16 protein-coding genes are annotated in these 15,452 nt (G+C 36.2%); all 16 read left to right on the forward strand.

Annotated elements, in window-relative coordinates; all coding sequences use genetic code 11:
* Positions 1-7 precede the first annotated feature (7 nt).
* On the forward strand, positions 8-730 hold the full coding sequence (locus tag PHP06_04855) for a phosphatase (GenBank protein ID MDD3839885.1): 723 nt from the start codon (positions 8-10) through the stop codon (positions 728-730).
* A 36-nt stretch (positions 731-766) separates the two neighbouring features.
* Positions 767-1,702 carry an ROK family protein gene (locus PHP06_04860; GenBank protein ID MDD3839886.1) on the forward strand — a complete coding sequence of 312 codons (936 nt, stop codon included), beginning with the start codon at positions 767-769 and terminating at the stop codon, positions 1,700-1,702.
* A 19-nt stretch (positions 1,703-1,721) separates the two neighbouring features.
* Positions 1,722-2,636 carry a UDP-N-acetylmuramate dehydrogenase gene (gene murB, locus PHP06_04865; GenBank protein ID MDD3839887.1) on the forward strand — a complete coding sequence of 305 codons (915 nt, stop codon included), beginning with the start codon at positions 1,722-1,724 and terminating at the stop codon, positions 2,634-2,636.
* A 19-nt stretch (positions 2,637-2,655) separates the two neighbouring features.
* Complete coding sequence (locus PHP06_04870) at positions 2,656-3,393, forward strand: PHP domain-containing protein (protein ID MDD3839888.1); 738 nt, start codon at positions 2,656-2,658, stop codon at positions 3,391-3,393.
* Positions 3,394-3,416: 23 nt separating this feature from the next.
* Positions 3,417-4,274 (forward strand): RNase adapter RapZ, encoded by an 858-nt coding sequence (gene rapZ / locus PHP06_04875; protein MDD3839889.1) that lies wholly within the window; start codon positions 3,417-3,419, stop codon positions 4,272-4,274.
* A 15-nt stretch (positions 4,275-4,289) separates the two neighbouring features.
* A complete protein-coding gene (locus tag PHP06_04880; GenBank protein MDD3839890.1) occupies positions 4,290-5,555 on the forward strand; it encodes a YvcK family protein in 1,266 nt (421 codons plus the stop codon).
* Between the two features lie 13 nt (positions 5,556-5,568).
* A complete protein-coding gene (gene whiA, locus PHP06_04885) occupies positions 5,569-6,540 on the forward strand; it encodes a DNA-binding protein WhiA (GenBank protein ID MDD3839891.1) in 972 nt (323 codons plus the stop codon).
* Positions 6,533-6,796, forward strand: coding sequence for an HPr family phosphocarrier protein (locus tag PHP06_04890; GenBank protein MDD3839892.1), 264 nt, complete (start codon positions 6,533-6,535; stop codon positions 6,794-6,796). Before whiA ends, PHP06_04890 begins: the two co-directional genes overlap by 8 nt.
* A 60-nt stretch (positions 6,797-6,856) precedes the next feature.
* Positions 6,857-8,158 (forward strand): DRTGG domain-containing protein, encoded by a 1,302-nt coding sequence (locus PHP06_04895; GenBank protein MDD3839893.1) that lies wholly within the window; start codon positions 6,857-6,859, stop codon positions 8,156-8,158.
* 6 nt (positions 8,159-8,164) lie between these two features.
* The gene (locus PHP06_04900) at positions 8,165-11,638 is read left to right on the forward strand and encodes a DNA polymerase III subunit alpha (GenBank protein ID MDD3839894.1); all 3,474 of its coding nucleotides are present in this window, start codon (positions 8,165-8,167) and stop codon (positions 11,636-11,638) included.
* Positions 11,639-11,719: 81 nt separating this feature from the next.
* Positions 11,720-11,947 (forward strand): trp RNA-binding attenuation protein MtrB, encoded by a 228-nt coding sequence (mtrB, locus tag PHP06_04905; protein ID MDD3839895.1) that lies wholly within the window; start codon positions 11,720-11,722, stop codon positions 11,945-11,947.
* A 30-nt stretch (positions 11,948-11,977) separates the two neighbouring features.
* Positions 11,978-12,175 carry a hypothetical protein gene (locus PHP06_04910; GenBank protein ID MDD3839896.1) on the forward strand — a complete coding sequence of 66 codons (198 nt, stop codon included), beginning with the start codon at positions 11,978-11,980 and terminating at the stop codon, positions 12,173-12,175.
* A 79-nt stretch (positions 12,176-12,254) separates the two neighbouring features.
* The gene (gene pfkA / locus PHP06_04915) at positions 12,255-13,214 is read left to right on the forward strand and encodes a 6-phosphofructokinase (GenBank protein ID MDD3839897.1); all 960 of its coding nucleotides are present in this window, start codon (positions 12,255-12,257) and stop codon (positions 13,212-13,214) included.
* A gap of 69 nt (positions 13,215-13,283) precedes the next feature.
* The gene (locus PHP06_04920) at positions 13,284-13,697 is read left to right on the forward strand and encodes a thioesterase family protein (protein MDD3839898.1); all 414 of its coding nucleotides are present in this window, start codon (positions 13,284-13,286) and stop codon (positions 13,695-13,697) included.
* A 12-nt stretch (positions 13,698-13,709) separates the two neighbouring features.
* Entirely contained in the window at positions 13,710-14,108 is a 399-nt protein-coding gene (locus PHP06_04925; GenBank protein ID MDD3839899.1) for an FxsA family protein, read from the forward strand.
* A gap of 7 nt (positions 14,109-14,115) precedes the next feature.
* The coding region (gene rlmD, locus PHP06_04930) for a 23S rRNA (uracil(1939)-C(5))-methyltransferase RlmD (GenBank protein ID MDD3839900.1) at positions 14,116-15,452 on the forward strand (1,337 nt) is incomplete at its 3' end.

Genomic DNA, 15,452 nt, shown 5'->3' on the forward strand with positions numbered 1-15,452 from the left:
TGATAATTTGAATATATTAATTGACACTCATTGTCATACTATTGCAAGCGGACATGGATATAGCACTATTCAAGAGATAGCATATGAGGCTTCTAAAAAAGGTTTAAAGATGGTATGTATAACTGAACATGGACCTGCTTTACCGGGAGGACCTCACGAATTTTTCTTTGGAAACATCCGAGTAGTACCTGAAGAAATTTATGGTGTGAGAATTTTAAAGGGCGTAGAGGCAAACATAATAGATAGTAAAGGAAATCTGGATGTAGATGAAAAATATTTAAAAAATCTAGATATAGTTGTAGCAAGTATGCACAGTCCTGTATTAAAAAGCAGTGGCAGGGAAGAAGATACTGATGCTGTAGTAAATGCTATTAAAAATCCTTATGTAGATATAATAGGACATCCGGGTAATCCCTATTACGATATAGATTATAAAAAGATGGTATTGACTGCGGCAAAGTATAATAAACTTATAGAGATAAATAACAGTTCTTTTTTTACAAGAAAAGGCAGTGATGAAAATTGTAGAACAATTGCAAAACTGGCGATAGAGGCAGGGGCCAACTTTGCGATAGGTAGTGACTCACATATTTCATTCGATGTAGGCAATTTTGAAGACAGTTTAAGCTTGTTAGAAGAAATAGGATGTACCGAAGAGCCGGTGATGAATATTTCAGTAGAAAAGTTTATTGGATATTTAAATAAAAGAGGACGAGACATAGAAATTTGAAGCAATATAGGATTATGGCATTGGGGGATATGTTATATGAATATAGGAATAGACCTCGGTGGAACACATATAGGGGCAGGACTTGTAGATAATGATGGAAAAATAGTTATCCAAGATGAACTGCCAACAGAGAGACAAAGGGATTCTGATGAAATTATAAAAGATATGGCAGCATTGGTAAGATCATTGACAACAAAAGCAGGATATTCTATGGATGAGATAGAAACAGTAGGGATTGGGTGTCCCGGAGTGGTAGATTTAAAAGGTGACAAGGTGGTATTTGCCGATAATTTGAATTGGCACGATGTTCCGCTGAGAAAAGAGATGGAAAGTTATTTAAATTTGCCTGTATACATTGACAACGATGCAAATGCTGCTGCGCTGGCTGAAAATATATGCGGAGCCGCTGCCGGGGCGGCTTGTTCAGTGATGTTGACTTTAGGTACGGGTGTAGGCTCGGGAATAATATTGGATGGCAATATATTTTGTGGTTTTCATGGCGTGGGCGCCGAATTAGGTCATACGATAATTGATGTGGATGGGCCATTGTGTGCATGCGGTAATAGAGGCTGTTTGGAGCAATATGCATCGGCAACCGGGTTGGTGAGAATAGCTAAAGAGATTTTACATAATACAGCGAACAGCAAAACACTCTTACATTCAGAAAGTATAACAGCGAAAGATGTGATAGATGCTGCAAAAAGTCATGATCAGGTGGCATTAGAAATATTTAATTTGTATATTAAATATCTTTGTATAGGCATAATAAATATTATAAACAGTTTTGATCCTGAAGTGGTGGTTATAGGGGGAGGAATATCCAAGGCAGGTAATTTTTTGTTGGATGCGTTAAAATGGGAAGTGAGAAAAAATTTATTTTGTAAAGGAGTTTCTCATGCAAGTATACGATTGGGAAAGCTAGGAAATGATGCAGGGATAATAGGTGCTGCAATGTTATCCGGACACAACTAATACGAATGGGGTTGGTAGGTTGGATGTATCAAAAGCATATGATATGCTGAAACAAATTATAGATGAGCAATATATAAAGTTAGATGAGCCTATGAGAAAGCATACTTCGTTTAGGATAGGTGGTCCTGCAGATATTCTTGTTATGCCTTCAACTACAGGGCAGTTAACGAGTATTATTCAAATGTGCAGACAACAGAGTATACCATATTATATAGTGGGCAACGGGACTAATTTGTTGGTTAGAGATAAAGGGATAAGAGGCTTGGTAATAAAGATTGGTGAAAGAATGAAGAAGGTCAGCATACAAGGGAATGTCATATATGCGCAAGCAGGAGTTTTTTTATCATCCCTTTCGAATATGGCAGTGAAAAATTCCTTAAAAGGGTTAGAATTTGCCAGCGGGATACCCGGTAGCCTTGGTGGTGCTATTGCCATGAATGCAGGAGCTTACGGTGGAGAGATGAAAGATGTGGTTACAAAGGTAGAACTATTGGATTGTCAGGGCAAATATATTGAACTGGATAATGTACATATGGATTTTGGTTATCGCAGCAGTATAGTGCAAAAAAATAACTATATAGTATTAGGTGCGGCTTTATCATTGGAATACGGAGAATATGAAATCTGCAGGGCAATGGTTAATGAGTTTACAAAGAGGAGAACGGGCAAGCAGCCATTGAATATGCCTAATGCAGGGAGTATTTTCAAAAGACCTAAGGGATTTTACGCTGGAAAGCTTATACAGGACTCAGGTCTTAAAGGTTTTACCATTGGAGATGCTATGGTCTCTGATATACATTGTGGATTTATTGTCAATAAAGGAAAAGCCACTGCACAAGATGTGATTTCCCTAATAAGGCATATACAAAAAGAAGTAAAAAATAATTTTGGGGTAGAGTTAAACACTGAGGTAAAGATCCTAGGAGAAGAATAGCAGGGAGATGACATATTTGCTGAAAATATTCGCAGACTATCATACACATACCCGATACAGTCATGGTAAAGGTACAATACGTGACAATGTGTTAGTAGCTAGAAAAAAAGGATTAAACAGAATAGCAATTTCAGATCACGGTCCTGGACATATAGGATATGGGGTATCTAATAAAAATATTTTGAAAATGAAATCTGAAATATATAAAATAAATCAAGAATTTGATGACATAGAGGTTTTGCTTGCTGTAGAGGCGAACATCATCAATACAGAAGGAGACATAGATATCTCTCAAGATTTAATTAGTGAACTGGATATGGTATTGTTGGGGTATCATAAGATGGTTCGTACAAGTTCAATAAAAGATTGGTATCAAATATTTTTAAAGAATTTATTATTTAAGAGAGCAAAAAGCCAGATACAAGATTTAATCGATGACAATACACGAATGTTTATAAAGGCTATAAACAAATATAAAATTGATATAATTACCCATCCCGGCTGCGGAATCCTGATAGATACTGCTAAATTAGCGAGGGAATGTGCTAATTTAGGTACTGCACTTGAGATCAATAGCCATCATGGATTGCTCAATCAGGAATATGTAAGGATTGCTATGCAGCAGGATGTTAAATTTGCAATAAGCAGTGATGCACACAAACCTGAAGATGTAGGAAATTTCGATAAGGGGATAGATATAGCTGTTAAAGCAGGGCTCACCGCAGATAGAATAATCAATGCAAAACCGTATATGTAAAAATATTTTAAGAAGGTGTTTATATGCGTTTTATTATAGTTACGGGAATGTCAGGAGCAGGCAAAAGCCAGGCGATAAAATTCATGGAGGACTTGGGGTTCTTTTGTGTAGACAATCTCCCCCCTGCACTTTTACCTAAATTTGCAGAGCTTTGTCTGCATTCCGATGATGCTGTTGAGAAAGTAGCAGTGGTTGTAGACATAAGAGGGAGGGCGTTTTTTGACGATCTTTTTGAGAGTTTAGCGCTGCTTAAAGAAAACGGCTATGATTATGAAATACTTTTCTTGGATGCCTCTGATGAGGTTTTGATAAAAAGATTTAAAGAAACCAGAAGAAAACCCCCCCTATTTATCGATGGGAGAATAATTAACAGCATAAGAGAAGAGAGAAGCAAATTACAAAAGCTTAAAGAAAAAGCTAATAATATAATAGATACTTCTAATCTCATTCCTAGGCAGCTTAGGGAAGAAATAGTGAGTATCTTTATAGATGAAGAGAATTTTCAGGCATTGACTATCTCTGTTATGTCATTTGGTTTCAAATATGGCATACCTTTAGATGCCGATTTAGTATTCGATGTCAGATTCCTTCCCAATCCATTCTATATAAAGGAACTAAAACAATACACCGGTCGGGAATCCAAAGTGCGTGAATATGTGATGAAATGGCCGTTGACAAAAAAATTTCTTGAAAAACTTCAGGATCTTTTAGATTTTTTAATTCCCCAATATATAAAAGAAGGCAAAAATCAATTAGTCATCTGTATAGGATGTACAGGAGGAAAGCATAGATCTGTAATTATTGCTGATGAGTTATACGATGCATTAAAAAAGAACAAGTACAGTGTTACGATAAATCACAGAGATATACCCGAGGAATAAAGAGAAGGGATGAATATGAAATTTATTCAGCTGTTAAAAAGCAGTGTTGGAATTAAAAGATGGATATTTACAGTTATTTTAGGTATATTTGCTGTAGCCGCTGGGATAGTCATAATATATGAGAAAATATTTTATACAACAGCGATAAATTATGTGGTCTCAATATTAGTTATTGCTGCCGGTTTTATATTTATATATATAGCGGTTGTAAATATAATAAAGTCTGTATTGAATTTAGCTGAGACCAAAAATTTTAACAACGGCATGGATTATAAAAAGATAAAAAGGATAATATACAAAAAAGCAGTATTGAATTCAGGGCCTAATATTGTGGTGATAGGCGGGGGTACTGGATTATCGGTGCTGCTCAGAGGCTTAAAACAATACAGCTCCAACCTAACTGCAGTGGTAACAGTTTCTGATGATGGGGGAAGTTCCGGAATGTTGAGAGACGATATGGGTATTTTGCCTCCTGGGGATATCAGAAATTGTGTGTTGGCTCTAGCGGATGTTGAACCGTTGATGGAGAAGCTGATTCAATACAGGTTTAAAGAAGGAAATTTGAAAGGGCAGAATTTTGGTAATTTATTTATTGCAGCGCTGACAGATATTACAGATAATTTTGAGCAAGCTATAAAGGAGATCAGCAGTGTGCTCGCAGTGGGAGGTAAAGTGCTTCCTGTGTCTTTACAGGACATCAGATTAAACGCTGAATTGGAAGACGGGTTTATTGTAAAAGGAGAATCTAGCATTCCTTTACAATCTTCATTGAGGCAATCACCGATAAAAAGAGTATTTGTTACTCCTGATAATTGTATGCCTATACTCGATGTGTTGGATGCGATAGAAAAAGCGGACTGTATTGTATTAGGACCTGGAAGTCTGTTTACCAGCATAGTTCCTAATTTTTTAGTTAACAAAGTTTCAGATAGCATATCCAAGGCAAAGGCAATAAAAATATATGTGTGCAATATTATGACACAGCCAGGAGAAACTGATAATTTTAGTGTATCTGATCATGTAAAGGTTATTCATGAATATGCCGGCAGGAGGTCTATACAGTACGTTGTTGCTAATAATGCAGACATACCTGAACACATATTGGATAAATACAAAGAAGATGGGTCAATACCGGTTCAACATGATGTTGAACAGCTTAAAAGATTAGGAGTAGAGCTAGTTGAACAGGATTTTCTTGATATTTCAGACGGATTGATAAGACATAATTCAAACAAATTAGCTAAGACTATAATAAAACTCGTATACGATAAAAAGCTCTGAAGAGGTGAATGACTTGTCATTTTCTACTAAGGTTAAGAATGAGCTAGCAAGAATTGAGGGCGATAATGCAGCAGATAAAAAAGCAGAACTTGCAGCTTTTGTTCAAATGGCCGGTACTATACAGATAAAAGGCAATAAAAGGATGAATTTGCTGGTATCTACTGAAAATGCTGCCATTGCACGTAGAATATATTCATCTATCAAAAAGCTATACAGGGTACAAAGCGATGTTATTGTCAGAAAAGGGAAAAAGCTTAAAAAATGCAATAGATATATAATAGCTATTACATATCCAGGAATGGCCAGGAAAGTGCTTGTTGATTTGGGTATACTAGAAAAAAGTAAAAGTGGTACTATGCAGCTGAGCAATAGCATAAAAGAGGATATGATAAAGAGCGAATCGGCTAAAAGAGCTTATTTAAGAGGCGCTTTTATAGGTGGTGGTTCTGTAAGCAATCCTGAAAAGACGTATCACATGGAATTTGTATGTCATAACAGGGAATTTTCCCAATGTCTTTCGCAGCTGATAAATTCATATAATCTATCATCTAAAATAATTGATAGAAAGGGTAACTATGTAGTATACTTAAAGGAAGGAGAACAAGTTGCAGAGGTGTTGAAAATAATTGGTGCTTTTTCATCTCTTTTAAAGTTTGAGGATATTAGGGTATATAAAGACATCAGAAATAATATCAATCGTCTGGTTAATTGTGAGACGGCTAATATCAGCAAAACCATCGATGCTGCAGTTAGACAGATAGACAACATAATGTACATTAAAGAAAGCATAGGATTTAATAAACTTCCTGATAATCTAAGAGAGATTGCTCGTTTGAGACTGGAAAATACCCATGCTAGTTTAAAAGAATTAGGGCAGATGTTATCACCTCCTATCGGAAAATCTGGTGTCAACCACAGATTGAGGAGATTAGAGAAGATTGCACAGGATTTAAAAATGAGAAGGGGGAGTTTTAAGCATGATTGAAAAAAAAGTGGTAGTTAAAAATAAAGATGGCTTATATGCGAGATTGGCTGCAGTATTGGTACAAGTAGCTAGCAAGTATTCTTCGAAAGTTTGGATAAAAAAAGATGACAAGCAGGTTAATGCTAAAAGCATCATGGGTATTATGTCACTTGGAATATCACAGGGAGAAACTGTTGTGATAGGTGCAGAAGGGAAAGATGAACAAAAGGCAGTAGAAGAATTGTATGATATAATGAATTCTGAGTTTAAAGAATAAATAGGGCCTCCTTTTAAGGAGGTTTTGTATTATTTCCATATAGCGAGCAGGTGAGTATCTATGACTACAAAACATAATAAAATTTTAGAATATATTGAAAGTCTCAAAGCAGGTACTCGTATTTCAGTGAGAAAAGTAGCAGCAAAATTAAACGTGAGTGAGGGAACTGCATACAGAGCGATAAAAGAGGCAGAAAACAGGAAATTAGTGAGCACTATACAAAGAGTTGGGACTGTAAGAATTGAAAAGATCGAGAAAAAGAATATCGAGAAGCTGAGCTTTGGGGAGATAACAAATATTGTTGATGGTACCGTTTTAGGCGGATTTGAAGGTTTAGGTAAAACCTTGAATAAATTCTTAATAGGTGCTATGACGGTAGATGAAGCAGAAAAATATATAAATCGGGGAGATCTATTGATTGTAGGTAATAGAGAAGAGTGTTATCGTTTAGCCCTAGAAAAAGATGCGTCAGTGCTAATAACAGGAGGATTTGGTTGTAGTGATGAAATAAAAGAGATTGCAAACAAAAAGAAGCTTCCTATAATCACCTCTAGTTATGATACATTTACCATCGCAACCCTTATCAATAAAGCTATATATGAAAGACTTGCAAAGAAAGATATACTTTTAGTAGAAGATATAATGGCAAAAGACCCCTTTTACCTAAAAGAAACGGATAAGGTAGAACAATGGAAAAACCTCTTTTATAGCACTACCCATACTAGATTTCCGGTAGTAGATAAAAAAAACAATGTAGTTGGTATAATTACCGCAAAAGACGTGACGGAAGCCCAAAATGATGAAATGATAAAAAACAGGATGACACGAGATTTGATAACTTTGGATCAGAAGACTACCGTTGCATATGCTTCATATATAATGATATGGGAAGGAATTGAACTTATTCCTATAGTTGAGGACGGAAAGCTCATTGGGGTGATAAGCCGAAGAGATGTCATGAAGGCTATGCAATACATGAGAAGCCAGCCCCAAGTGGGAGAGACTATGGAAGATTTGTTGTTGAGCAATTTTTCTATAACTTCTAATTCTAAGGTTGTAAAGTTTACCGGTGAAGTGGAGCCGGCAATGTTAAACCGGCTGGGAGTTGCCAGTTGGAGTGCTATTATAATGCTCATGTCTACTGCTGCTGTTGTGGCTACAAAAAGACAGAGAAAATTAGAGCCTATGCCGGATAGCTTCATAGTATATTTTATAAAACCTGTACAGATAGAGGACAAAATTTCATTGATAGTGAATACTATCGATTCTGGAAGACATTATTGCAAGATTGAAGTAGAGGTCAGGGATCGCTATAAGACCCTAGCAAGGGGAATGATGTCAGCTAAAATATTCAGGAGGTAGTATACAGTGATTGATTTTACACATTTGCATGTTCATACAGAATACAGCCTTTTAGACGGGGCCTCCAGGATAAAAGATATTATAAAAAAATGTAAACAGTTTGGCATGGACAGTATAGCTATAACTGACCATGGGGTGATGTATGGGGTTATAGAGTTTTACAAACAAGCTGTCAATAACGGAATAAAGCCGATAATAGGCTGTGAAGTATATATGGCAAAAAGGTCCATGCATGACAAGGAGTCTAAACAAGACAGTGAATATTCACATCTAGTGTTATTAGCAGAAAACAATACAGGCTACAAGAATTTAGTTAAGATTGTATCTAAAGCTTGCCTAGAAGGATTTTATTACAAGCCTAGGGTGGATACACAGCTATTGAGCCAGTATAATGAGGGAATAATAGCTCTGAGCGCTTGTCTTGCAGGAGATGTGCAAAAGGCGATTTTATCGGATGATATGGACAAGGCTGAGAAACTGGCGTTGACTTATAATAAGATTTTTGGTGAAGGAAATTTCTATCTTGAATTACAAGACCATGGGTTGCAGGAACAAAAGATGGTCAACAGCCAGCTAATAGGATTGAGCGAAAAGCTCAATATACCTTTGGTGGCCACCAATGATGTTCATTATATAAACAAAGAGGATGCATCGGCACATGACGTGTTGTTATGTATTCAAACAGGTAGGACGGTAGATGAAAAGGATAGATTGAAATTTGATACAGATGAATTCTACTTAAAGTCCCAACAAGAAATGCAGGAATTATTCAGATATGCACCAACTGCTTTGGAAAATACCAAACAGATAGCCCAGAGGTGTAACGTTGAATTCGAGTTTAACAAACTTTATTTACCGGAATTTAAAGCTCCTAAGTCAAACTCATTAGAATATTTGACAGAGCTATGTTACAAAGGGCTGGAGAAAAAATATGATGAAATAACGCCTGAGGTTAAAGAAAGACTAGAATACGAATTAGGGATAATACATCAGATGGGTTATGTAGACTATTTTTTGATAGTTTGGGATTTTATAAGGTTTGCAAAGTCAAAAGGCATAATGGTGGGGCCGGGGAGAGGATCGGCGGCAGGTAGTATAGTAGCATATTGTCTAGATATTACAAATATAGATCCTGTAAAATACAATCTGTTATTCGAAAGGTTTTTAAACCCTGAAAGGGTTACTATGCCGGATATTGATATAGATTTTTGTTATGAGCGCAGATCTGAAGTAATAGATTACGTTATTGGCAAATATGGAAGTGACCATGTAGCACAAATAATAACTTTTGGGACCATGGCTGCACGAGCTGTTATTAGGGACGTAGGCAGGGCTTTAAATATGCCCTATGCACAGGTGGATTATATAGCAAAGCAGATACCTTTTGAGATAGGAATGAACATAGAAAAGGCACTAAAGGTAAACCCTAAGTTAGATGAAATGTATCATCAGGACCAGGAAATTAAAAAACTGATCGATATGTCAAAAAAGCTTGAAGGACTTCCTAGACATGCTTCTACCCATGCTGCAGGTGTGGTTATATCCAAGATGCCGATTATGGAGTATGTGCCTTTACAGAAAAATGATGATATAGTCACCACCCAGTTTTCCATGGGAATACTGGAGGAGCTAGGCCTTTTAAAGATGGACTTTTTAGGCTTGCGGACCCTGACTGTGATCAGGGATACACTGAATATAATAAAATCTGTACACGGTAAAAAGATAGATTTAAACAATATATCGTTGGAAGATCCAAAAGTATTTGAACTGATAGGTTCAGGGGAGACTGATGGAGTATTTCAGCTGGAAAGCAGTGGCATGAAGCAATTTATGAAGGAGCTAAATCCCGATAAATTTGAAGATATAATAGCAGGTATTTCCTTATATAGACCAGGTCCCATGGATCAAATACCACGGTATATTGAAAACAAAAAACATCCTAAAAATATCAACTATACAGATGCTGCCCTGGAACCTATCTTAAAAGTCACCTATGGCTGTATGGTTTATCAGGAGCAGGTAATGCAAATAGTTAGAGATTTAGCAGGTTATTCTTTGGGAAGATCAGATTTAGTCAGAAGGGCTATGGCCAAAAAAAAGACCGATATAATGGAAAGGGAAAGAAAAAACTTCATCTATGGCAATGCTGACTCTAAAGAGGATATAATAATAAAGGGTGCTGTGAACAATGGAGTATCAGAGGAAAATGCAAATCGTATATTCGATGAGATGATGGAATTTGCAAAGTATGCGTTCAACAAATCCCATGCTGCTGCATATGCACTTATCGCATATCATACTGCATGGCTTAAATGTTATTATCCGGTTGAATTTATGGCAGCGCTGATGACCAGTGTTATGCATAACACAAATAAGATAGCTAACTATATAAACAATTGTAAAACTATGGGCATATCCATATTGCCTCCGGATGTCAATGAAAGTTTTGGAAACTTTACTGTGGTAGATAACAAGATCAGATTTGGACTTGCCGCAGTCAAAAATGTGGGTAGTAATGCGATTGATGAGATAGTGAGAATTAGGAAAAAAGATGGCCCCTACAAAAGCTTTGTGGATTTTTGTGAACGAGTGGATTATAAATATATAAATAAAAAAGCGATAGAGAGTTTGATAAAATGTGGGGCCTTTGATTCAATGGGAGTATACAGGTCTCAGCTGATGGCAATATATGAAAAAACAATAGATAGCGTTCAGCAATCCAGGCGCAGGAACATTGACGGTCAGCTTTCCCTATTTGAATCTCAAACGGAACAGTTGAACCATGGGATGTTGCCGGATATTAATGAGTACCCTCAAAAGCTGATGCTATCAATGGAAAAAGAGATATTAGGTATATATATAAGTGGACATCCATTGTCTGAATATAAATATGAACTTAAAAAATTGACCACTACAAACAGCTATATGTTATCCAGTCTTGCCGAAGAATCGGAACACGATGAGAATATCTCAAATGTAACCAACATAAGGGATAGAGATATTGTTACCATAGGTGGAATCATTGTTGAGAAAAGAACTAAGGCCACGAAGAACAATGAGATAATGTGCTTTATAGGACTGGAAGATTTATATGGTGTCACTGAAGTGGTAATATTTCCAAGAGTATATAATCAATATATGCAAATTTTGGACAATGATAGCATTGTTTTAATAAAAGGTATGATAGATTTAAAAGAAGGGGAGCAACCTAAAATATTGTGCAGATATGTAGAGCCTTTATATAAGATCGATAACAAAAGATTGTATCTTAAGATTTCGAATACAATACAAAAGGATGTATCAAAAAAGATAAAACCGATTTTAAAGAGATATTCAGGCAATATTCCTGTTTTCATATATATTGAAAGAAATAATAAAAGTAAAATGGCAAAAAGAAATCTGTGGGTGAGTGAAGATCAACAATTGATGAGAGAATTAAAAGCCCTGCTAGGTGAAGAGAGTGTGAAGTTATGTAAATAAAACAAATCTCTTTTGGTGGATTATTTGAGTGGTATTATGATATAATATTTGTTAAGAAATTAGCGTTAGGAGGAATAATTTATGGAGCCAACTGGGTATGCTGGAGAATTTATTTGTATTAAGGCTCTAGAAAATGGTGTGAGTATCATAGGCATGACTAGAGGAAAAGACACAAAATTTCACCACACTGAAAAGCTGGACAAGGGTCAAGTGATGTTGGCTCAATTTACTGAAAACACATCAGCAATAAAGATAGTAGGAAAAGCTAAAATAATTACTTCTTTTGGACAAATGGAATCCGGGGATTAATAAAATCTTCAAACCGGGGGTGAGCATCGTATGTGGACGGTTATATATATGGCTCATAACAAGAATGATGCGGATTCTTTACGAGACATATTGACAAAAGAGGGTTTTCTGGTAAAATTAAAACCTGTATACAAGAATGTAGATGAACGGAGAAACTGCTATCAGATATTAGTGCCCCAAACAGAGTCAGAAGAAGCTCAAGAGGTCATTATGAAAGCAGGATATTGACTTATTATTTTTTTAAAAACATTTTTTAATAAATAAAAAATGTTCTCATGGGATAACGACTAGAGTTAGGAGGATTTCAGTGAAAACAATAGGAGTTTTAACCAGTGGAGGGGACGCTCCCGGGATGAATGCCGCTATAAGGTCAGTAGTTAGAACAGCAAAATATTATGACCTTAAAGTGTTAGGAGTACAAAGAGGATATAATGGATTAATAAATGGAGAAATGAAGGAATTGAATTTATCTTCTGTTGCTGATATATTGCATAAAGGAGGCACTATCTTAAGAACTGCCCGATGTGAAGAGTTTAAAACAGAAAAAGGACAAGAGAGAGCTGCAGGAGTAATAGATGTGCTTAAAATGGATGGACTGGTAGTAATAGGAGGAGACGGTTCCTTCCAAGGCGCCGAGGCTTTGAGCAATAGAGGAATTCCTACTGTAGGTATACCTGGAACGATAGATAATGATATAGACTGTACAGATTACAGCATTGGCTTTGATACTGCGGTGAATACAGCTATAGATGCTATAAATAAAATAAGAGATACTGCCACATCTCATGAAAGAGTCAATATAATAGAAGTAATGGGTAGAAATGCAGGAGATATCGCCCTATACTCAGGAGTGGCAGGAGGGGCAGAAAGCATACTTGTACCTGAGGTAGAATTTAATATTGAAAATGTCTGCAAAAAAATAATAGAAGGCAAGAACAGAGGCAAACTGCACAGTATAGTGGTGTTGGCAGAAGGAGCGGGAGACGCTCTTGACCTATGTAGAGAGATACAGGTATTGACAGGCATAGATACTAGGGCGACTATTTTAGGCTATATACAAAGAGGCGGAAGTCCTTCAGCCTATGATAGGATACTGGCCAGCAAGATGGGTGCAAAAGCTGTTGAGTTGTTGGTACAAGGAAAAGGCAAGAGAGTGGTCGCAACAGTTAAGGGTGATATAGTAGATTTTGATATTCAAGAAGCACTAGCAATGAAAAGAGAGTTCAGCATGGATCTCTATGAATTAGCTGATATATTATCGCAATAAATATACTACATTCTAAAAAGCAGAAAACTATGTTAGTTTTTTGCTTTTTGCGTAAAGGGGTGTTTTTTTATGTATACAAGTGAATCGCACATAGAAGTCCGATACAAGGAAACTGACAGAATGGGAATAGTTTACCATTCAAACTACTATGTATGGTTCGATGTGGGAAGGACTGATTTTTTAAGATCTGTAGGTTGGGATTATAAGGATCTGGAAGAAGAGGGCATATTGTTTCCTGTAATAGAAACCCGCTGTTTTTATAAATCGCCCTCTCATTATTCAGATAAACTAATAGTAAGAACGTGTATTGAAAAAATAAAGGGTATAAGGATTACTTTTAAATATAAAATAATAAGAGAGACAGATAGTGCAGTTATAGCAGAGGGTAATACAGTGCATGCTTTTGCTGATCAAAATCTTAAACCTATAAACATAAAAAAGAGAAATCCTGAGCTGCTGGAAGCACTAAATAATTGTATATAAAGAGGTATATGTATGTTTGCGAAGCTTTTGTTGTTGTTCACAATAATACCTATTGTTGAGCTGGTGTTATTGATAAATCTAGGGGAAAGAATAGGTACACTTTATACTGTATTGATAATAGTAATCACCGGGTTGTTGGGAGTATTTCTTGCAAAATCCCAAGGCTTGATTGTAATACGCAGGATAAAAGATGAGCTGTGTTATGGGAATATGCCGGAAAAGCAACTGCTGGACGGATTGCTGGTTTTGGTGGGAGGAATATTACTTGTTACCCCCGGCATCATAACTGATATTACGGGATTTCTATGTATACTTCCCAGAAGCAGAGATTTTATAAGAAAGCTATTGATCAAGAAATTAAGACATATGTTCAGCGATGGTACAATAAATATCTTTATAAATAGGTGGTAATTGGCATATGAAAAAATCCAATGTTGTTGAAAAAAACGAATATTATGATGTTGTTATTTCAGATTTAAACAGTGAAGCCCAGGGAGTGGCAAAAGTCAACGGCTTCACTCTTTTTATAGAAGGAGCACTTCCGGGAGAACAGGTCAAGATAAAAGTAGTCAAAGTAAAGAAGCGCTTTGGCTATGGTAAATTAATAGAGGTAATAAAGCCATCTTCCAAAAGACAATCTGTTTTCTGTAAAGCAAGCAAAAGATGCGGTGGTTGCAAGTTGCAACATATGGATTATAAATTGCAGCTTGAATTTAAAAAAAAGAAGGTAGAGGACGCCTTAAAACGGATCGGCGGGATGAAAGATATAAAGGTAAATCCGGTAATTGGAATGGATCACCATAAAAGATATAGAAATAAGGCACAATTTCCAGTTGGTTATTCAGGAGGACAGCTTTCCATCGGTTTTTTTGCGGAAAGAAGCCATGACATCATAGATATTGATTCTTGTTCTATACAAGCAAAACAAAACGATCAAATTATAAGATTGGTTAAAGAATTTATACAAAAATATGATATATCAGTATATGATGAAAGCAGCGATAGTGGGCTGATAAGACATGTGGTGACCAGGGTTGCTTATAAGACCGGAGAGACTATGGTTATTTTGGTGATAAATGGGGACCGTATTCCGCATGAAAAAGAGCTTATCCAATTATTCAAAGATAACATACCTGACCTTAAAACAATAGTCCTGAATGTCAATACAAAGAAAACAAACGTTATATTGGGTTATCAGAACATCATTTTATATGGAGATGGTTTTATAACAGACTATATCGGAAATCTTAAGTTTAAGATTTCTCCTCTTTCCTTTTTTCAGGTAAACCCTGTACAGACAGAAGTGCTGTACAATAAGGTGATAGAATATTGTGCATTGACAGGCCAAGAAGTGATTGTTGATGCATATTGCGGTATTGGTACTATAACATTGTTTTTAGCTGGTGAGTGTAAAAAAATATACGGTATTGAGGAGGTAGGACAAGCAGTACAAGATGCACAGGACAATGCTATTTTAAACCGTATTGATAATGCTAAATTTATATGTGGCAAAAGCGAGGATGTGCTACCTAAACTTGTAGATAAAGGTCTAAAGCCGAATATAGTGGTAGTGGATCCACCTAGAAAAGGTTGTGATAAAAAGGTGTTAGATGCCATATATAATGCACAACCTTCAAAAATAGTCTATGTTTCGTGCAATCCTTCAACTCTTGCCAGAGATTTAAAATACTTAGGCAATAACGTATATGCTGTTGAACGGGTTCAACCGGTGGATATGTTCCCGTATACAAGCCA

It is taken from the genome of Clostridia bacterium, from assembly GCA_028698525.1.
Taxonomy (GTDB): domain Bacteria; phylum Bacillota; class Clostridia; order JAQVDB01; family JAQVDB01; genus JAQVDB01.